At 44.1% G+C, this 18,678-nt stretch carries 18 protein-coding genes; 9 read left to right on the top strand and 9 right to left on the bottom strand.

The genetic code is table 11. The features are described 5' to 3' along the window. Nucleotide 1 precedes the first annotated feature (1 nt). Nucleotides 2–1,216 (bottom strand): ROK family protein, encoded by a 1,215-nt coding sequence (locus AB6E52_RS04180; protein WP_017062194.1) that lies wholly within the window; start codon nucleotides 1,214–1,216, stop codon nucleotides 2–4. Nucleotides 1,217–1,218: 2 nt separating this feature from the next. Continuing rightward, on the bottom strand, nucleotides 1,219–2,355 hold the full coding sequence (gene nagA / locus AB6E52_RS04175; protein ID WP_017062193.1) for an N-acetylglucosamine-6-phosphate deacetylase: 1,137 nt from the start codon (nucleotides 2,353–2,355) through the stop codon (nucleotides 1,219–1,221). 475 nt (nucleotides 2,356–2,830) lie between these two features. On the opposite strand from nagA, the gene nagE reads away from it, so the two are divergent. Further along, complete coding sequence (nagE, locus tag AB6E52_RS04170; protein ID WP_032545860.1) at nucleotides 2,831–4,381, top strand: N-acetylglucosamine-specific PTS transporter subunit IIBC; 1,551 nt, start codon at nucleotides 2,831–2,833, stop codon at nucleotides 4,379–4,381. A gap of 299 nt (nucleotides 4,382–4,680) precedes the next feature. Further along, a complete protein-coding gene (glnS, locus tag AB6E52_RS04165; protein WP_017063407.1) occupies nucleotides 4,681–6,348 on the top strand; it encodes a glutamine--tRNA ligase in 1,668 nt (555 codons plus the stop codon). A 132-nt stretch (nucleotides 6,349–6,480) separates the two neighbouring features. Here glnS and AB6E52_RS04160 read toward each other — a convergent pair whose 3' ends face one another. Together AB6E52_RS04160 and fcrX are read right to left on the bottom strand one after the other, a co-directional pair. Beyond that, nucleotides 6,481–7,098, bottom strand: coding sequence for a prepilin-type N-terminal cleavage/methylation domain-containing protein (locus AB6E52_RS04160; RefSeq protein ID WP_032547229.1), 618 nt, complete (start codon nucleotides 7,096–7,098; stop codon nucleotides 6,481–6,483). A gap of 57 nt (nucleotides 7,099–7,155) precedes the next feature. Then, nucleotides 7,156–7,602: a ferric iron uptake transcriptional regulator FcrX gene (fcrX, locus tag AB6E52_RS04155; RefSeq protein ID WP_017061956.1), complete on the bottom strand. Its 447-nt coding sequence runs from the start codon at nucleotides 7,600–7,602 to the stop codon at nucleotides 7,156–7,158. A 207-nt stretch (nucleotides 7,603–7,809) separates the two neighbouring features. Between fcrX and AB6E52_RS04150 the strand changes: the two genes are divergently transcribed. Then, nucleotides 7,810–8,316, top strand: a complete 507-nt coding sequence (locus AB6E52_RS04150) for a DUF4442 domain-containing protein (RefSeq protein WP_017061955.1) — start codon at nucleotides 7,810–7,812, stop codon at nucleotides 8,314–8,316. 96 nt (nucleotides 8,317–8,412) lie between these two features. Here AB6E52_RS04150 and fldA read toward each other — a convergent pair whose 3' ends face one another. The 3 genes from fldA to AB6E52_RS04135 all read right to left on the bottom strand — a co-directional run bounded on the left by fldA (nucleotide 8,413) and on the right by AB6E52_RS04135 (nucleotide 10,093). Then, nucleotides 8,413–8,946, bottom strand: a complete 534-nt coding sequence (fldA, locus tag AB6E52_RS04145; protein ID WP_010436745.1) for a flavodoxin FldA — start codon at nucleotides 8,944–8,946, stop codon at nucleotides 8,413–8,415. A gap of 58 nt (nucleotides 8,947–9,004) precedes the next feature. Continuing rightward, on the bottom strand, nucleotides 9,005–9,223 hold the full coding sequence (locus tag AB6E52_RS04140) for a DUF2788 domain-containing protein (RefSeq protein WP_004737900.1): 219 nt from the start codon (nucleotides 9,221–9,223) through the stop codon (nucleotides 9,005–9,007). Between the two features lie 108 nt (nucleotides 9,224–9,331). Continuing rightward, nucleotides 9,332–10,093 (bottom strand): alpha/beta fold hydrolase, encoded by a 762-nt coding sequence (locus AB6E52_RS04135; protein WP_017061954.1) that lies wholly within the window; start codon nucleotides 10,091–10,093, stop codon nucleotides 9,332–9,334. A 93-nt stretch (nucleotides 10,094–10,186) separates the two neighbouring features. On the opposite strand from AB6E52_RS04135, the gene seqA reads away from it, so the two are divergent. After that, nucleotides 10,187–10,726 (top strand): replication initiation negative regulator SeqA, encoded by a 540-nt coding sequence (gene seqA, locus AB6E52_RS04130; RefSeq protein ID WP_017061953.1) that lies wholly within the window; start codon nucleotides 10,187–10,189, stop codon nucleotides 10,724–10,726. A gap of 92 nt (nucleotides 10,727–10,818) precedes the next feature. Next, nucleotides 10,819–12,465: a phosphoglucomutase (alpha-D-glucose-1,6-bisphosphate-dependent) gene (gene pgm, locus AB6E52_RS04125; RefSeq protein WP_061034159.1), complete on the top strand. Its 1,647-nt coding sequence runs from the start codon at nucleotides 10,819–10,821 to the stop codon at nucleotides 12,463–12,465. A gap of 118 nt (nucleotides 12,466–12,583) precedes the next feature. On the opposite strand, the gene AB6E52_RS04120 is transcribed toward pgm, so the two are convergent. Further along, a complete protein-coding gene (locus AB6E52_RS04120; protein WP_102320178.1) occupies nucleotides 12,584–13,342 on the bottom strand; it encodes a DUF1853 family protein in 759 nt (252 codons plus the stop codon). 115 nt (nucleotides 13,343–13,457) lie between these two features. Between AB6E52_RS04120 and AB6E52_RS04115 the strand changes: the two genes are divergently transcribed. Then, on the top strand, nucleotides 13,458–14,216 hold the full coding sequence (locus tag AB6E52_RS04115) for a Nif3-like dinuclear metal center hexameric protein (protein WP_102320164.1): 759 nt from the start codon (nucleotides 13,458–13,460) through the stop codon (nucleotides 14,214–14,216). A 248-nt stretch (nucleotides 14,217–14,464) separates the two neighbouring features. Here the strand turns inward: AB6E52_RS04115 and AB6E52_RS04110 are convergent, their stop codons facing one another. Continuing rightward, nucleotides 14,465–15,754, bottom strand: a complete 1,290-nt coding sequence (locus AB6E52_RS04110) for a citrate synthase (RefSeq protein ID WP_017061949.1) — start codon at nucleotides 15,752–15,754, stop codon at nucleotides 14,465–14,467. A gap of 417 nt (nucleotides 15,755–16,171) precedes the next feature. Between AB6E52_RS04110 and sdhC the strand changes: the two genes are divergently transcribed. From sdhC to sdhA, 3 genes are read left to right on the top strand one after another with little or no spacing between them, the layout of a single operon-like run. Continuing rightward, nucleotides 16,172–16,564 (top strand): succinate dehydrogenase cytochrome b556 subunit, encoded by a 393-nt coding sequence (gene sdhC, locus AB6E52_RS04105; RefSeq protein WP_017061948.1) that lies wholly within the window; start codon nucleotides 16,172–16,174, stop codon nucleotides 16,562–16,564. Next, complete coding sequence (sdhD, locus tag AB6E52_RS04100; RefSeq protein WP_010436768.1) at nucleotides 16,558–16,905, top strand: succinate dehydrogenase, hydrophobic membrane anchor protein; 348 nt, start codon at nucleotides 16,558–16,560, stop codon at nucleotides 16,903–16,905. The genes sdhC and sdhD overlap by 7 nt, the downstream gene beginning before the upstream one ends. Then, on the top strand, nucleotides 16,906–18,672 hold the full coding sequence (gene sdhA / locus AB6E52_RS04095) for a succinate dehydrogenase flavoprotein subunit (protein WP_017061947.1): 1,767 nt from the start codon (nucleotides 16,906–16,908) through the stop codon (nucleotides 18,670–18,672). It abuts the gene before it with no gap. Nucleotides 18,673–18,678: the final 6 nt, after the last annotated feature.

Below are 18,678 nucleotides of genomic sequence, written 5' to 3'. Positions count from 1 at the left end.
TCTAGTCTTCGAGAAGCTTCTGCAGTAACACGCCGTTAAGCATGGCGCGCTTAATCATAGCAAAAGCTCCCATCGTAGGATGTTTATCGATCTGTGATGCTACAATAGGCAGGCCGCTATGGAAAGTCGTTAACGACTGATTCTCTACATTGCGCTTAATTGCAGGAAAAACAATCTCTTGTGCCTTGGTAATATCACCAGCAATGATAACTTTTTGAGGGTTAAATAAGTTAATCGTCATCGCGATAGCCTTACCTAACTGGTTTCCTACTCGAACTAAGCTTTGCTTGGCTAGCTCATCACCATTAATCGCGTGGTCACAAACGTCTTGAATCGTAATATGCTCAAGCTCTGTTAAAGAAGACTCATAGCCTTGTTTAATCAGCTTCTGCACGCGTTCAACGATAGCTGGGTTTGCCGCTACTGTTTCAAGACAGCCGAAGTTACCACATTGGCATTGCTCGCCTAGCGGATCAATTTGGATATGACCAATTTCACCCACATTACGGTTATGACCTAGGAAAACCTGACCATTAACGATAATGCCTGCACCTGTACCACGGTGAACACTGACCAAAATAGAATCTTGGCTATCTTTACTTGCACCGAAGTAGTGCTCAGCAAGCGCCATTCCACGAACATCGTTACCAACAAAACAAGCAACATGGAATGTATCGCGAATAATGTCGCTTAATGCGAGGTTATCGATGTCGGTATTCGGCATGTACTCAACAACACCGGTCGTTGGGTTAACCAAGCCTGGAAGCGTGACACCAATAGCAATCAGTTGATCGATCTTTGGTTGATGCTCAGCAATGAAAGCTTTGAGGTTATTGACCAAGCCTTGGGTAAGGTCTGATTGGTCTGAATAATTCAGGTCTTGCTGTTGGAAAGCCAATTCACGACCACCAAGGTCATGCAGGCTTATTTGAATGTAGTCTCGACCCAAACGCACAGCAACAGAATGAAAAGGCTCTACTTCTGTGGTTAGGGAGATAGCGCGTCTACCGCCAGTAGACGCTTGCTGCGCAACCTCTTTAATTAGGCCGCGCTCTAAAAGTTGGCGGGTAATTTTTGTAACACTTGCCGGTGCGAGTTGGCTTACATCAGCCACTTGTATACGACTGATAGGCCCCTGTTGGTCTATAAGTCGGTATACCGCCGCACTGTTTAGTTGTTTAACTAAGTCTACGTTACCTATTTGTCCGCCATTCATACTTAATTGTGCTCGTATTGTCCGTTAACAACAGTCGCTTTAACGTTAAAGTCTCGGTCAAATACAGCTAGGTTTGCAACCATGCCTTTTTTGATTCGACCTAGCTTGCTTTCTACACCGATAGCCGTAGCTGGGTATAGCGTAGCCATGCGAAGAGCTTCGTCTAAAGCGATACCAGCGTGCTCAACTGTATTCTGAACTGCTTCAATCATAGTCAGAGCTGAGCCGCCCAGTGTGCCGTTTTCATCAACACACTTACCATCACGGTAATATACTTTCTTACCGACAAAAATAAAGTATTCCATGTCAGCACCTGCAGGAGCTGTGGCATCCGTCACTAATACCAACTTTTCTCCCTTGATTTTATGCGCAATTCTGATGTTTGCGTAATCAACGTGGAAGCCGTCGGCAATAATGCCAGCGTAAACCTCAGGAGTATCGTAAATCGCGCCAACAACGCCAGGCTCACGACCAACCATCGGCGTCATTGCATTGAACAGGTGAGTGGCGAACGTGATACCAGATTCGAAACCTTGACGCGCTTCTGCGTAAGTTGCGTTGGTGTGGCCGATAGAAACGACAACGCCAGCTTTGTGCAGGCGTTCGATGTGTTCAGGGTCGTTAAGCTCTGGAGCCAATGTTACTTTTGCAACAAGGTCACGGTTCTCACAGATAAGCTCAATCATTTCGTTGTCAGATTTACGAATGTGATCGACGCTATGGATGCCTTTTTTCGCAACGTTTAGGTAAGGGCCTTCAAGGTGCAGACCTAAAGATTGGTTTTGGTACTGGTTATGGTATTCACGAGCTGCCGTAATAACCGCACGCATATCTTCGTCTGAAGAGGTGATAAGCGTTGGTAGGAAGCTAGTACAGCCAGATTTCAGGTTTGCTTTGTGCATGATCTGCATGGTTTCTGCAGTGATCTCATCGTTAAGCATTACACCGCCACAACCATTCAGTTGTAGGTCAATGAAACCTGGGCTTAGGTTTGCTCCGTCTAGGTCGCGAAGCTCGATTCCTTCTGGCAATTCAGAGATAGGACAGACTTTTTTGATCAGTTCGTTTTCGATTACAACAGCATGATCGGTTAGAACATCACTACCAGTGTAAATTTTACAGTTACTTAGCGCGTACATAGTCAGCTAATCCTTATTTCGTGAGATCTTTTAAATTCGTTCGTTACCTAAATGCGGACTTAGTTTGCGAGCATCATTTACGTAACGATTTATCTTTTATGGGCAAACGGCTTCAAAATGAGAAGCGATTTAAGTTGTTGAAAAACATATGAACAATTGATTTTTATTATACATTTAGGTCCATCAATAATGATTATTCACGGTGCTCTATAAGCCCGGAGTTACCATCTTTTTGCCTAATGATTAGATTTGGATTTTATCCATAAATATTCGTTTTTTTTAATGATAAAATAAGTTTTATGATCTCGCTAGCAAAAACCTCTGGATTTGGTAAAAACTGGTGATTAGGATCACAAATGGTAAGGTTTTAATTTGCGGAGCAAAATTAATTGAATACACTGAATAGGACTAAATTGAGCGACTAAAATAAGTTTCTCAAACGAATTCTAAAAAATCCTATAGGGGGAAACAACTGGTGAATATTCTAGGATATGCGCAGAAGCTTGGTAAGGCGTTAATGCTACCAATCGCAACGCTTCCGATTGCGGCATTGCTGCTACGTCTGGGTCAACCAGACTTACTCGATATCGCATTCATGGCATCTGCTGGTAACGCAATCTTCAGTCAACTACCATTATTGTTTGGTTTGGGTATAGCTATTGGTCTTTCTAAAGACGGTAACGGCGCAGCAGGTCTTGCTGGTGCAGTTGCTTACTTTGTTCTGACAGCAACCGCAACAAACATCGATGCTAGTGTAAATATGTCATTCTTCGGCGGTATCTTTGCAGGTATCATCGCAGGTCACTCTTACAATGCATTCCACGCGACTCGTCTTCCAGAGTGGCTAGCATTCTTCTCTGGCAAACGTCTAGTTCCTATTATGGCTGGTCTATTTGCTCTAGTTGCTGGCGCAATCTTTGGTGTTGTATGGCCTGCTGTTCAATCTGGTCTAGATGCACTTGCTCACGCAGTTTCAACGTCTGGCGCTATCGGTCAATTTGTTTACGGTACTCTTAACCGTGCACTTATCCCAGTAGGTCTACACCATGTACTGAACTCGTACTTCTGGTTCGGTATGGGCTCTTGTCAAGAGATCGTAGTTGCTGCAGAAGGCTTCTCTCAACTTTGTGTTGACCCTGCACTAGCTAAAACTTTAGTTGTTGGTCAAGAGTACACATTTGAATTTGCTAACTCAGTTAACCCAGAAATTGTTGCAACTGTTAAAGAAGTAACTGAAACAGTTAAATCTGGCGACCTACACCGTTTCTTCGGCGGCGATAAAGGCGCTGGCGTATTCATGAACGGTTTCTTCCCAGTAATGATGTTCGGTCTACCAGGTGCTGCACTTGCAATGTACCTAGCTGCTCCTGCTGAAAAACGTAGCCAAGTTGGTGGCGCACTATTCTCAGTTGCATTCTGTTCATTCCTAACAGGTATCACAGAGCCGCTAGAATTCATGTTCGTATTCCTAGCTCCTGCTCTATACGCAATGCACGCTGTATTTACAGGTTTGTCTCTAGTAGTTGCTAACATGTTTGGTACTCTGCACGGTTTCGGTTTCTCTGCTGGTCTTATCGACTTCGTATTGAACTGGGGTCTAGCAACTAAACCATTCGTACTACTACTAATCGGTCTTGGCTTCGGTGCTCTATACTTCTTCACTTTCTCTTTCGCAATCCGCGCTTTCAACTTGAAATCGCCAGGTCGTGAAGATGATGACGAAGCTGTTGCAGCTCCTGCTGGCGAAGCACCAAAGGGCGACCTTGCACGTCAATACCTGAAAGCTCTAGGTGGTCACGACAACCTAACTTCAATCGACGCTTGTATCACTCGTCTACGTCTAACTCTTAAAGACCGCTCTGTTGCAGATGAAGTTGTTCTTAAGAAACTTGGTGCTAAAGGTGTGGTTAAACTAGGTGAAAACAACCTACAGGTTATCCTAGGCCCACTAGCTGAAATCGTAGCTGGCGAAATGAAAGCTATTGGTGCAGGCGAAGACCTATCTGATGTAAAACTTCCACAGTAAGGGAAGTACTTAATTAAGACGTAAAGTTACTCTTAAGTAAGTGTCAAATTGAAAGCCTCCCACACGGGAGGCTTTTTTGTGCCTGCAGTTTAAGACCAGCGAACACGGTTCGTTCTATTCTTCATCGAATAGCAGAAATAATCGCAATTAACGGACGGTTCTTATTGTGCAAAGGCTAAGAATTGTGGATGATTAGCAACAATGATCTTTCTATCTTTGACTGGCGCCATAAGCGACCGTTTTCTTGGGGACGAAAGATAACTTTCTCTGACAATACTAAATACATAGAGGTGCTATAGATGAGTGAAGCTGAGGCTCGTCCATCGAATTTCATTCGCCAAATTATTGATAAAGATTTAGCGGATGGTACACACAGTAGCGTGCATACTCGTTTCCCGCCGGAGCCAAATGGCTACCTGCACATTGGTCACGCTAAATCTATTTGCTTGAACTTTGGTATTGCTCAGGACTACCAGGGACAATGTAATCTTCGTTTCGATGATACAAACCCTGAAAAAGAAGACGTTGAATACGTTGAGTCAATTAAGAATGATGTAAGCTGGTTAGGCTTCGAATGGTCTGGTGATATTTGCTACTCATCAAACTACTTCGATACGCTTTACGCTTATGCTGTGGAATTAATTAATAAAGGCTTAGCGTATGTTGACGAGCTAAGTCCTGATCAAATCCGTGAGTACCGTGGCACGCTAAAAGAGCCAGGTAAAGCGAGCCCATACCGTGACCGCAGCCCAGAAGAGAACCTAGCGTTGTTTGAAAAAATGCGTGACGGTGGCTTCGAAGAAGGTAAAGCGTGTCTACGTGCTAAGATCGACATGAGCTCTTCGTTCATGGTTATGCGCGATCCTGTTATCTACCGTGTTCGTTTTGCTCACCACCATCAAACGGCTGACAAGTGGTGCATTTACCCAATGTACGACTTTACTCACTGTATCTCTGATGCGTTGGAAGGTATTACGCACTCTATCTGTACGCTTGAATTCCAAGATAACCGTCGTTTGTACGATTGGGTTCTAGATAACATCACGATTGACTGCCAACCTCGTCAGTACGAGTTTAGCCGCCTGAATCTTGAATATACAGTGATGTCTAAGCGTAAGCTGAACCAACTTGTGGTTGAAAACCTAGTTCAAGGTTGGGATGACCCACGCATGCCTACTATTTCTGGCCTACGTCGTCGTGGTTTTACTTCAAGCTCGATTCGTGAATTCTGTAAGCGTATTGGTGTAACTAAGCAAGAGAACATGATTGAGTTCGGTTCACTTGAATCTTGCATCCGTGATGATCTGAACGAAAATGCACCTCGTGCAATGGCTGTTCTGGATCCAGTTAAGATCGTTATCGAAAACTACGAAGCAGATACAGTAGAAACGTTAACGGTTGCAAATCACCCAAACAAGCCAGAAATGGGCACTCGTGAAGTACCATTTACACGCGAAGTTTGGATCGAACGTGACGACTTCCGTGAAGAAGCAAACAAAAAGTACAAGCGTTTGGTTCTAGGTAAAGAAGTTCGCCTGCGTGGTGCTTACGTGATCAAAGCTGAACGTATCGAAAAAGATGCAGAAGGCAACATTACGACTATCTTCTGTTCTTACGACAATGAAACATTGGGTAAGAACCCTGCAGATGGCCGCAAAGTGAAAGGCGTTATCCACTGGGTATCTGCTGATAAAGCACTGCCTGCTGAGATTCGTTTGTACGATCGTCTATTCACAGTGCCAAACCCAGCCGCTGCTGATGACTTCGCTGCAACGCTAAACCCTGAATCTCTTGTTACGCTAAATGGTTTTGTTGAACCTAGCTTAGCAGAAGGTGTGGCAGAGCAAGCGTACCAGTTTGAACGTACAGGTTACTTCTGTGTGGATTCGAAAGACTCTAAAGCAGATGCACTAGTCTTCAACCGCACGGTTGGTCTACGTGACACATGGGGTAAAACTGAAGCTTAATGCTTGAGTATTTAGTTTGTTAAAAACGACCCAATAAAAAACCGGCTTAGAGCCGGTTTTTTTGTGTCTTAAATTTGATTACCAAGGTGTTTCTAGTGACCAACTAGCGTTTTAAGCACTAGAGCCAGAGTTTTAGGGATTATTAGGGTCTTGTTGGGTTACTTCACCCGTGCGTGAGTTGTACCAGAAAACATAACCTGCATTACCAGGATCGCTGTCGAAATCGACTCCAGTGTAGATGAAGTAGCAAAGCGCGAGTTTGTTTTGAGGAGTACCGTCTTTGGCAACAAAACTATGGTTTTGACGGCGGGTAATAAAATCAAAATTGTTGGACTGGTTCGGGTCTGTAGTAGCGGTCAGGTCGGTTGTCATAATGGCATTCCATATTGACACACACCCTTGGTCACCTTGACCTATGTTGTAAGGCTGCCCCATAGGGTTGCCTTTATCGACGCCGAGTGGGTAGCCGACGTCATTTATGTCCAATTGAGCATTGCCGTCTCCGTCTTCCCCAAAACCTGGCATGTCATTCATTTCAGCGTTGCCGCCGCCGCTGACCAGCCATTTACTGTGAGCAAACGTGATCGCAGTTTGAAATTGAGATTGAGCAGCGTCAAACAGAGCGATACGGCCATCGGTTTGAATGTTAAGAAAACGGGGAAGGGCAACAATAGCAAGCACTGCAATAATCACTACAACAACCAACATCTCAATTAAAGTAAAAGCCTTAACTAGCGGGATTCTTTTCATGGATACTTTATGATGCCCTATATAAAAAACGCCGGCCTAAGCCAGCGTTCTGTATTACTACTTCGCTTTATGCGCGTCTGGATTGCCTTTGCAATCTCCGTTAATGCTTTTGCCGTACAAGTACAAACTGTGGTTTGTTAGTTGCACGTTGTAACGCTGAGCAATCTCTTTCTGTCTTTCTTCGATGATGTCATCAGAGAATTCGATCACTTCGCCACAATCTAAACATACAAGGTGGTCGTGGTGGTGCTGTGTAGAAAGTTCAAATACAGACTTGCCGCCTTCGAAGTGGTGACGAGTTACAATGCCAGCGTCATCGAATTGGTTAAGTACTCGATAAACGGTTGCAAGACCGATTTCTTCACCTAGGTCGATCAGCTTCTTATATAAATCTTCAGCACTAATATGTTGGCAGTCTGGCTGTTGTAATACTTCTAAAATTTTGAGCCGTGGAAGGGTCACTTTAAGACCTGCATCTTTTAGCGCTTGATTATTGTCTGACATATACTTTCCTGTTGATGATCTGCAGCAATTAACAGAATTCAATATTAATACCATTATAGTTTAGTCAGGCATAACAATAAACCACGAACTTCAAAGGGTTACTTACTGACATCACAATCTGTTTTGTAAATTGGAAGTATCTCACTTATAGTGGAGGTACGACCAGTCAAGGTGACGGTGTTTCTGATATGAACATGGAATGTTGTTATGAATAAGCAACTCGCAAAAATATATAAACCCAACATTGTAAAATTTGCTCTTAATATTTGGCCTCCCTTTTGGGGAGCGGGTATTCGAATAGCCCACATTAGCACTGACTTTAGGGTTGTTAAGACAGTACTTAAGCTACGCTGGTGGAATAAGAACGCCAATCGTACTCAATATGGCGGCAGTATCTTTTCTCTTACCGATCCCGTTTACTCATTGATGTTAATGGGAATTTTAGGTGAACGATATTATGTTTGGGATAAAGAAGCGAGCATTAACTTCATCAAGCCGGGGCAATCGGACTTGTATGCAGATTTTGAGATAAGGCAAGGGCAGCTTGACGATATCTATCGTCAGACGCAACTCGGTGAAAAGTGTTTCCCCGAATTTATTATTCACGTGAAAGATAAGCAGGGTAATGTGGTTTCAGAAATTCAACGCACCCTCTATGTAAGAAAGAAGCCGCAATTTAGAGATGATGATGAAGCATTAGAGGCTGAGTGCTAATTAATAGATTTTAAATAGCAAAAAACCTCCTATAAGGAGGTTTTTTCATATCTACATAATGGTTATTAACTGTAACAATTAACAACCACTAGAGAATTAGTCTTCTAGCTCTGCTAGGCACATCTCTTCGTGGATTTGTTTAACCCAGTTAGATACGCGCTCATCAGTTAGCTCAGGTTGACGGTCTTCATCGATACATAGACCAACGAATTGGCTGTCATCGCCTTCAACTAAACCTTTCGATGCTTCGAATTCGTAGCCTTCAGTTGATGTGTGACCTAGGATAGTACCGCCTTTCGCTTCAACGATGTCACGGATAGTACCCATAGCATCACAGAAGTATTCTGCGTAATCTTCTTGGTCGCCACAACCAAAGATAGCAACAAGCTTAGTTGAGAAATCAATAGCTTCTAGCTCTGGGAAAAAGTCATCCCAATCACATTGTGCTTCGCCGTAGTACCACGTAGGGATACCAAGCAGCAGTAGATCGAAGTTATCGATATCTTCTTTGCTGCTTTTTGCAATGTCTTGAACGTGAACGAGCTGTTTGCTCAATTGCTTTTGAATCATCTTAGCAACAGCTTCAGTGTTACCTGTATCGCTACCAAAGAAGAGACCTACACTTGCCATAGAATCATTACCTTTCATTTTGTCTGTTGTCGGTGTAATAAAGTTCGGAAGAGAATCGTTAGATCCCAGTTCCTTCCCAGCTTAGTTGGATTATCCCTTTGGCGATAAAACCCGCACAGCCAAGGAAAAGTACTAACCATACGATGCGACGACCAAATGGAGGAACATTTCCCTGCTTGAGAACGTCCTTAATTGCCATACCGATTAAAAAGAAAATCGCGGCAAACAGGAGATCTAAACCAACAGATTCGATGATGTTCATGTAGTCGTAAAGCATGGGAACCTTATATACCAATTTTGCTTGGGCGCACTATATCACTGTTGTGAGATAAAGTTAATCTGCAGTAATTACACAGCTCTCATTTATCTGCACGAAAAAGCGCAGTTAAGCGATGAATTTTCTAATTGCTCTAAGTACTTCTGCTGGTTTTTCAGCATGCAGCCAGTGACCTGTGTTGGCAATGACATGCGCTTTTGCGTTAGAAAATTGCTGCTGAACGGCTGCTTGATGTTCTGCGGTGAGGTAATCTGAATCCCCACCTTTAATGAGCAAGGTTTTGACCGAGGTTTTCTCGATCGGTTCCCAACCAATAATATGTGGGTAGTTGCTCAATAACGAAGCAACATTGAAGCGCCATTCCATGATGCCTTGCTCTGTTTTGAACAAAGATTTGGTTAAAAACTGGCGAACGCCATCGATCTCGATATGTTTTGCGAGAACCTTGAGTGCATCTGAGCGTGAAGTCGGCTCTTCTTCTATCACGGCTTGCAGGCCTGCGAATACGTTGTCGTGGCGACTCTGAGTGTACGCGACCGGAGCCATATCCAAGACAATCAATTTATGCAGCGCAAGATGTTGTGTCAGTGCCATCGCTACTTTGCCACCCATCGAGTGACCAATCACAGTGACGTCTTCTGACTTAAGATCATGCAGCAGTTGAGCCACGTCTTGTGCCATCGCTTGATAGTTATGAGTGTCACTATGGAAGGATTGACCGTGGTTGCGGAGATCGATACTAAGTACCTGATGATCGGCTTTTAGATCCCTAGCGAGCAAGCCAAGGTTGTCCAGATTACCGAATAATCCATGGATCAAAACAATGGTGTGACCCTCACCTTCAATTTTATAGTTGAGCTGTACTGACATTTTTATCTTATTCATGGTGGGTTTGACGTAGAGTATCCGCGCGGATCTCGCTATAATCCCCCAGAGTTTAAACATTGAGATTGTGAAAAGCGAATGAAAACAATTGAGGTTGATGAGGACCTATACCGTTTTATTGCGGGTCAGACAGAACGTATTGGCGAAAGCGCTTCAGATATTCTGCGCCGCTTGTTACAGGTTGATAGCCAAGGCATGGCTCCGATCGAAGAGATCGTTGAGCCAAAAGGTATCGTTGTTAGCAAAGAGGTAGGCTTTACTCCAGAGAAGTTCGATGGCGTTAAAGAAATGCGCTCACTACTAATATCAGATGAGTTTGCATCACTAAAGAAAGCCATTGATCGTTTCATGCTTGTGTTATCAACACTGCATAAAATCGACCCTTTAAGCTTTTCAGAAGCAACTCAAGTAAAAGGCCGTAAGCGCGTTTACTTTGCAGATAACGAAGCGACGTTGCTAGCAAACGGCAACACGACTAAGCCTAAAGCTATTCCACAAAGTCCTTTTTGGGTTATTACTAATAACAATACAAGCCGAAAAAGACAGATGGTTGAGCAGCTTATGAGCCGCATGAATTTCCAAGCAGAATTGATAGAAAAAGTAACAGGTTCAATTTAACGAAATCTGATTTAAACCTCATAATATCCATGGATAAGAAGATATTATGAGGTTTTTTTGTTTTAAAATTTTATATATAAGGATGTCGAAAAATGGCTATGCACCCTCGTGCTGGGCAGAAAGCTCAGCAGGAAGATCTTCATAATATCCCGGCTTTAGTTGCTAACTATTTCTTACAGCAACCGGATGCTACGAACCCAGATCATAAAGTACTTTTCGGTACTTCAGGTCACCGCGGTACAGCAGACAAATCAACATTTAACGAAAACCACATTCTAGCAATTGCACAAGCGGTTGCTGAAGTTCGTGCCGAGCAAGGTACAACTGGCCCTCTTTTCTTAGGTAAAGATACTCACGCTCTATCTGAGCCTGCGTTCTCTACGGTTATCGAAGTGCTTGTAGCGAACGGTGTTGAAGTTATTATTCAAGAAAACAACGGCTTTACTCCAACACCTGGTATCTCGCACGCGATTCTTACGCACAACCTAGTGAATGACAAAAAAGCCGACGGCATTGTTATCACGCCTTCACATAACCCACCTCAAGACGGCGGTATTAAATACAACCCGACACACGGTGGCCCAGCTGAAGCTGAACTGACTCAAGCGATTGAAGACCGTGCGAACGTGATCATTGCTGAGCAAATGCAAGGTGTTAAGCGTACGCCTATCGCACAGGCTAAACAGTCTGAGCTAGTAAAAGAAGTTGACCTAGTCGCGCCATACGTCGCTGATTTGGTTAACGTCGTGGATATGGAAGCGATCCAGAAAGCAAACATCAAGATTGGTGTTGATCCACTGGGTGGCAGCGGTATTGATTACTGGCGTCAAATTGGTAAAGCGTACAATCTAGATCTTACTCTGGTAAGTGAAGCGGTTGACCCTTCATTCCAATTCATGTCTCTAGATAAAGATGGCGTAGTTCGTATGGACTGTTCTTCTCCATACGCAATGGCAGGTTTGCTTGCACTTAAAGATGAATACGCACTAGCGTTTGGTAACGACCCTGATTACGATCGCCACGGCATTGTTACGCCTAAAGGCCTAATGAACCCAAACCACTTCCTAGCGGTTTGTATCGATTACCTATACCGTAACCGTGAAGGTTGGGGTAAAGAGGTTGCTGTTGGTAAAACTTTGGTATCAAGCGCATTGATCGACCGTGTAGTAGCAGACTTAGGTCGTGAACTTTGTGAAGTGCCAGTTGGTTTCAAATGGTTCGTTGATGGCCTTTACAACGGTCAGTTTGGTTTCGGTGGTGAAGAGAGTGCAGGTGCATCTTTCTTACGTAAAGACGGTACGCCTTGGTCAACAGATAAAGATGGTCTAATTCTTTGCCTACTTGCGGCTGAGATCACAGCCGTTACAGGTAAGAACCCACAAGAGTACTACGAAGAGCTGGCTGCTAAACACGGTGAATCTAAGTACAACCGTATTCAAGCGGTAGCAAATGGCGCACAAAAAGACGTGCTGAAAAAGCTCTCTCCAGAGATGGTTTCTGCTGAAACGCTTGCTGGCGATGCGATTACTGCTCGTTTAACGCATGCTCCTGGTAATGGCGCTGCGATTGGTGGCCTTAAAGTGACAACTGAGAACGGTTGGTTCGCTGCTCGTCCATCAGGCACTGAAGACATCTACAAGATCTACTGTGAAAGCTTTAAAGGTGAAGAGCACCTAAAAGCAATCGAAGCAGAAGCTCAAGAGATTGTTAACCAAGTATTTGCCGCTGCAGGTCTATAATCGAGTACGATTCATAGAGTTATAAAGCAAATAATGGAAGGGTTGATGTGAAAGCATCAGCCCTTTTTTATTTGTCTGTGAGTAAGTGGCTAGACTAAGTCAGTTCATGACGAATGGATTAGCCGTGTGGCCAGCTTTGCGGCATCACAAACCAGAATTGACCAGACTTGGTTTGCCCATGAACGAAGCGATCACCAAATTCGGCGATGGGTTCACCGCTGAAATCATCCGTTCCAGCGGCCCATTGCTCTTTGCTTAGAGGATAGAGTGTTTCGGTGATCTGGTGAGCCTGATTTTGATAGCACCAAAATCCGTTTACTTGGCTTGGGTTAATGTTGTATCCCAAACACTCCGTAGGTACGTTTTGTTCTAGAAATGGGTTGGTATAGAGGCGACCTTGCATCAAAAGGTGTTTTGAGTCGACATCGATATCTGGATACTGATCAATAAAAGCGCTTGAAGAGGACATACCAAGTTGATGGCAGAGCATCCTATCGAGCTTCTTGTCCAATTGGTCGTGAGAATTGGGACCAAACCATGTTTGCTCATGAAGTAGGTAGAACTTAATTGCCACTTCCCAGTGTTCTAATTTTTGCCTGCTCGTGTCTTCCAGGATAAAGTCGATTGCGCCAAGTGTTCGTCCCTCAACATTAATCTGAATCTCATCGTACTTGATTGAATAATTATCCGAAGTCATGATGACTTGTTCACATAAGTGTTGGTAGAGGAAGCCTAATCTAGGGTTTCCATCATAAGTATGCGACTCGTCGAGTGCTTGGTGGTTTGAGAATACACTGAGATCAGAAATGGGCGGCTTGATTTCTAGTAGCGGTGGTGAGCTAATCACCCATTGATAAAAGCGTTGCAGTTCAGTCATCGGTTCCTCGTAAACTTCAGGCATCTGTTCTCTAGAAACAGAGTGGAAGGGCTTTCGACATTCTACCCGTAAATTGATATAACGACGTTATTATAAAGGTAAGCTGGAAATAAAAATGAATAACTTACAATTAGAAAAGCTACTTAACGAAAAACTGCAGCCACAGCAGATTAAAGATTACTGTCCGAATGGCCTTCAAGTCGAAGGTGCTTCTGAAGTCAAGCGTATTGTTACTGGTGTTACGGCTTCGCAAGCTTTGATTAATAAAGCGGTTGAGCTAGAGGCTGACGCTTTGTTGGTTCATCACGGTTTCTTTTGGAAAGGTGAGTCAGAGGCAATTCGTGGCATGAAGGGCAAACGCATTCGCACTCTGATAAAGAATGACATTAACCTTTTGGGTTATCACTTACCTCTCGATATCCATCCTGAACTTGGTAACAACGCCAAACTCGCTGAACTGCTTGATATTGAAGTAGAAGGTGGCTTGGAAGGGCACCCACAATCGGTTGCTATGTTTGGTAGATTAAAAACACCAATGACAGGTACTGAATTCGCAGCAAAAATCGATCAAGCTCTAAATCGTAAACCACTGCATATCGCTCCAGAAAACCAAGACAAAATGATAACGACCGTCGGTTGGTGTACTGGTGGTGGTCAAGACTACATTGAGCTAGCGGCTTCTCAAGGCATTGATGCTTTTATTTCTGGTGAAATTTCTGAGCGCACTACTTACTCAGCACGCGAGCAAGACATTCATTATTTTGCTGCTGGCCACCACGCGACTGAGCGATACGGTGTAAAAGCGTTAGGTGAATGGTTAGCGGAAGAACATGGCTTGGATGTTGAGTTTATTGATATCGATAACCCAGTTTAAGAGCAGATGCGAGATAAGGGGTACGAGTCGAGTGTATGCGTCGTTCTCTAGAATTGAGCAGGTAACCTGTATAGTTTATCTGCTCGCTTAAGGAGATCCCCAACTCATTCGTCCCTCGTTCTTGGGGATGACGATATTATTTTATTCGTTCACTTCGCATTCTTGAGGATGACGGGGTTGAGAGCGTACAAAAGAAAAGGGGTTGATGTTCTCACATCAACCCCTTTTAACATTATGATTTATAGCAACTATTCACGTTCGTGAAGTGCTTTAAAGTCACGTTGTTCTTCACCAGTATATAGCTGACGAGGACGACCGATACGGTTCGTCGGATCGCTGTGCATTTCGTTCCAGTGAGCAATCCAACCGATGGTACGAGACATCGCGAAGATTACTGTAAACATAGATACTGGAATACCGATTGCTTTCAGAATGATACCTGAGTAGAAATCTACGTTCGGGTATAGCTTCTTAGAAACAAAGTACTCATCAGAAAGAGCGATACGCTCAAGTTCCATCGCTACGTCTAGTAGTGGATCTTGGATGTTTAGCTCTTTAAGCACTTCGTGACACGCTTCGCGCATTACTGTTGCACGTGGGTCGTAGTTCTTGTAAACACGGTGACCGAAGCCCATCAAACGGAATGGGTCATCTTTGTCTTTTGCTTTCGCAACGTATTCTTCAATGTTATCTACGCTACCGATCTCTTCAAGCATGCGCAGACAAGCTTCGTTTGCACCGCCGTGAGCTGGGCCCCAAAGTGATGCGATACCTGCTGCGATACACGCAAACGGGTTAGCACCAGATGAACCAGCAAGACGCACTGTAGACGTAGAAGCGTTCTGTTCGTGGTCAGCATGTAGAGTGAAAATCTTATCCATTGCACGAGCAACGATAGGGTTCACTTCATACTCTTCACATGGGTTTGCAAACATCATGTGTAAGAAGTTTTCTGCGTAGCCTAGGTCGTTACGTGGGTAGATAAACGGCTGACCGATTGAATATTTGTAACACATTGCAGCCAGTGTTGGCATTTTTGAAATCAGGCGGTATGCCGCAATTTCACGGTGTGTATCGTTGTTGACATCAAGTGAGTCGTGGTAGAACGCCGCTAGAGCGCCTACAACACCACACATTACAGCCATAGGGTGAGCGTCACGACGGAAGCCGTGGAAGAAACTAGCGATTTGCTCGTGCACCATAGTGTGACGTGTCACGGTAGTCTTGAACTTTTCGTACTCAGCTCTAGATGGGGCTTCACCGTAAAGAAGTATGTAACATACTTCTAAGTAATCAGCGTTATTGGCAAGTTGGTCGATTGGATAACCACGATGTAAAAGAATGCCTTTTCCACCGTCAATAAAAGTGATTTGAGACTCACAGGATGCAGTGGCAAGAAAACCAGGGTCAAAAGTGAAAAAACCATTAGAACCTAGTGTACGAACATCGATCACTGGAGTACCAAGTACACCTTCTGTAATCGGCAGCTCGATTGGCGCTTGACCTTCAATGTGAAGGGTAGCTTTCTTATCCGCCATAACAATCTCCTTTGTTTATTATTTAATCCGTCCAGGATGTTTATGTGCCATTTTTTTACTGGTCTTACGTGGGAAAGTCAATTTTTCTGAAGCTTTGTGTGCACTTGTTAGTGTTTTTTACATTAAATTCGTTAAAAATCTGGTCTGTGTAGCATTATTTGTTACATCAATTGTATTAGAATGTTGCCAGTCGTATAGTGACGCTGAAAAGTTTGGTTAAAACCTTATAAATGCAAGGCTAAGAAGAAATGTGAGGTGTCTTTCTTAATCGAGCAGTTAACAATTATTTTACAATTATCTAAGGCTCAACTTCGGTTATTTGTTAAGTTAATGTTAAATTTTGAAGGTTTACAATCAAATTTTGTCCATAACAATATCATAAGGTTATTTAATGACCATAATGCTCAATGGAGCTGAGTGAGCAAGCCCGTGAAAGAAAGAAAGACAAGACCTGTTAATTTAGATTTACAGACCATCCACTTTCCAATCACAGCAATAGCTTCCATCCTACACCGTGTGTCTGGGGTGATAACTTTTGTCGCGATTGGAATTTTGCTTTGGTTACTATCCATTTCCCTCTCATCCCCAGTAGGCTTTGCCGAAGCTAGCGACATTGTCGATGGTTTCTTCGTGAAGTTTATTCTGTGGGGCATTTTAACCGCTTTGGCTTACCACATTGCTGGTGGTATTCGTCACCTTCTTATGGACCTTGGTCACTTTGAAGAGCTGGAATCTGGCGCGAAGAGCGCTAAGGTTGCATTCGCAGCAACAGCGGTATTGTCTCTACTAGCGGGGATCTTAGTATGGTAAACAACGTTTCTACTTTTGGTCGTAATGGTGTCCACGATTATCTATTGATTCGTGCTACTGCCATCATTATGACGCTTTACACTATCTACCTAGTTAGCTTTTGTGCTTTCTCTGGTGATATCTCTTACGCATCTTGGACGCAATTCTTTGGTGGAACCTTCACTAAAGTCTTCACCATGTTAGCGCTTACTTCTGTTTTGGTTCACGCGTGGATCGGCCTATGGCAAGTACTAACTGACTACATCAAGTGCGCAAAACTGCGTGTTGGTCTTCAAGTCGGTGTTGTTGCAGTTCTTCTTGGATATTTCTTCTCTGGTCTGTTTATTTTGTGGGGTGCGTAAGTGACTATTCCTGTTCGTGAGTTTGATGCCGTAGTGATCGGCGCTGGTGGTGCAGGTATGCGTGCCGCACTGCAAATTTCTGAGCAAGGCCTTTCTTGTGCATTGCTTTCTAAAGTTTTCCCTACTCGTTCTCATACGGTTTCAGCGCAAGGCGGCATCACTGTTGCTCTTGGTAACGCGCATGAAGACCATTGGGAACAACATATGTATGACACAGTAAAAGGTTCTGATTACATCGGTGACCAAGACGCTATCGAATACATGTGTAAAAACGGTCCTGAGTCGGTAATCGAACTCGAAAAAATGGGCCTGCCTTTCTCTCGTTTTGAGAACGGTACTATTTACCAGCGTCCTTTCGGTGGTCAATCTAAAAACTTTGGTGGTGAGCAAGCGGCTCGTACCGCAGCTGCAGCCGACCGTACTGGTCACGCACTGCTTCATACGCTTTACCAACAAAACATTAAACACAAAACGACGGTTTTCTCTGAGTGGTATGCACTGGATCTTGTTAAAAACGAAGATGGTGCAATTTTAGGTACTACCGCGCTTTGTATGGAAACGGGCGAGGTTTGCTACTTCAAAGCGAAGGCAACAATCCTTGCGACTGGTGGTGCTGGTCGTATCTACGCATCAACAACCAATGCACACATTAACACTGGTGACGGTGTTGGTATGGCGATTCGTGCTGGCGTTCCTATGCAAGACATCGAAATGTGGCAGTTCCACCCGACGGGTATCGCTGGTGCAGGTGTATTGGTAACGGAAGGTTGTCGTGGTGAAGGTGGTTACCTTCTCAATAAAGACGGCGAACGCTTCATGGAACGTTACGCACCAAACGCTAAAGACTTAGCGGGTCGTGATGTTGTTGCTCGTTCAATGATGGTTGAAATTCGTGAAGGTCGCGGTTGCGATGGCCCTTGGGGTCCACACATCAAGCTTAAGCTTGATCATCTAGGTAAAGAGACACTTGAATCTCGTCTTCCTGGTGTATGTGAACTTTCTCGTACCTTTGCTCACGTTGATCCAGTGAAAGAGCCAATCCCAGTAATCCCTACATGTCACTACATGATGGGTGGTGTTCCAACACAAGTTTCTGGTCAAGCTATTAAGCAAACCGAAGACGGCAACGATGTTGAAATCCAAGGTCTCTTTGCTTGTGGTGAAATCGCATCAGTATCAGTACATGGTGCCAACCGTCTAGGTGGTAACTCACTGCTTGATTTAGTGGTATTTGGTCGTGCGACAGGTCTACACCTAGGTGAGACACTGAAGAAGCAAGACGAAGCGAAACCTGCAACTGAAGCTGACATTGAGCGTTCACTAGAGCGTTACAACCGTTGGGAAAACAGCACAGACGGCGAAGATCCAGCGCAAATCCGTAAAGATCTTCAGCAATGTATGCAGAACAACTTCTCAGTATTCCGTGAAGGCAAAGCAATGGCTGAAGGCCTAGAAGAGCTAAAAGCGATTCGCGAGCGTCTGAAAAATGCACACCTATCTGATAAGTCTACAGAGTTCAACACTCAACGTATCGAGTGTCTAGAGCTTGAAAACTTGATGGAAACGGCATTCGCAACGGCTGTTGCTGCAAATTTCCGTACAGAGAGCCGTGGCGCACACGCTCGATTCGATTTCCCTGACCGTGATGATGAGCAATGGCTATGCCACTCACTTTACAACCCAGAGTCAGAGAGCATGACTAAGCGTGGTGTAAACATGGAACCTATCCATCGTGAAGCGTTCCCACCAAAAGCACGTACGTACTAAGGAGAT

The organism is Vibrio sp. 10N.247.311.13 (assembly GCF_041467595.1).
Taxonomy (GTDB): Bacteria; Pseudomonadota; Gammaproteobacteria; order Enterobacterales; family Vibrionaceae; genus Vibrio; species Vibrio crassostreae_C.
Note: the sequence above shows the minus strand (reverse complement) of the source record. Positions and strands in the feature narration are given on the sequence as shown.

Bases quoted from the DNA above. Each gene is read 5' to 3' on its own strand.
- AB6E52_RS04180 (WP_017062194.1), bottom strand. From the start codon at position 1,216: ATGAATGGCGGACAAATAGGTAACGTAGACTTAGTTAAACAACTAAAC.
- nagA (WP_017062193.1), bottom strand. From the start codon at position 2,355: ATGTACGCGCTAAGTAACTGTAAAATTTACACTGGTAGTGATGTTCTA.
- glnS (WP_017063407.1), top strand. From the start codon at position 4,681: ATGAGTGAAGCTGAGGCTCGTCCATCGAATTTCATTCGCCAAATTATT.
- AB6E52_RS04160 (WP_032547229.1), bottom strand. From the start codon at position 7,098: ATGAAAAGAATCCCGCTAGTTAAGGCTTTTACTTTAATTGAGATGTTG.
- fcrX (WP_017061956.1), bottom strand. From the start codon at position 7,602: ATGTCAGACAATAATCAAGCGCTAAAAGATGCAGGTCTTAAAGTGACC.
- AB6E52_RS04150 (WP_017061955.1), top strand. From the start codon at position 7,810: ATGAATAAGCAACTCGCAAAAATATATAAACCCAACATTGTAAAATTT.
- fldA (WP_010436745.1), bottom strand. From the start codon at position 8,946: ATGGCAAGTGTAGGTCTCTTCTTTGGTAGCGATACAGGTAACACTGAA.
- AB6E52_RS04140 (WP_004737900.1), bottom strand. From the start codon at position 9,223: ATGCTTTACGACTACATGAACATCATCGAATCTGTTGGTTTAGATCTC.
- AB6E52_RS04135 (WP_017061954.1), bottom strand. From the start codon at position 10,093: ATGTCAGTACAGCTCAACTATAAAATTGAAGGTGAGGGTCACACCATT.
- seqA (WP_017061953.1), top strand. From the start codon at position 10,187: ATGAAAACAATTGAGGTTGATGAGGACCTATACCGTTTTATTGCGGGT.
- pgm (WP_061034159.1), top strand. From the start codon at position 10,819: ATGGCTATGCACCCTCGTGCTGGGCAGAAAGCTCAGCAGGAAGATCTT.
- AB6E52_RS04120 (WP_102320178.1), bottom strand. From the start codon at position 13,342: ATGACTGAACTGCAACGCTTTTATCAATGGGTGATTAGCTCACCACCG.
- AB6E52_RS04115 (WP_102320164.1), top strand. From the start codon at position 13,458: ATGAATAACTTACAATTAGAAAAGCTACTTAACGAAAAACTGCAGCCA.
- AB6E52_RS04110 (WP_017061949.1), bottom strand. From the start codon at position 15,754: ATGGCGGATAAGAAAGCTACCCTTCACATTGAAGGTCAAGCGCCAATC.
- sdhD (WP_010436768.1), top strand. From the start codon at position 16,558: ATGGTAAACAACGTTTCTACTTTTGGTCGTAATGGTGTCCACGATTAT.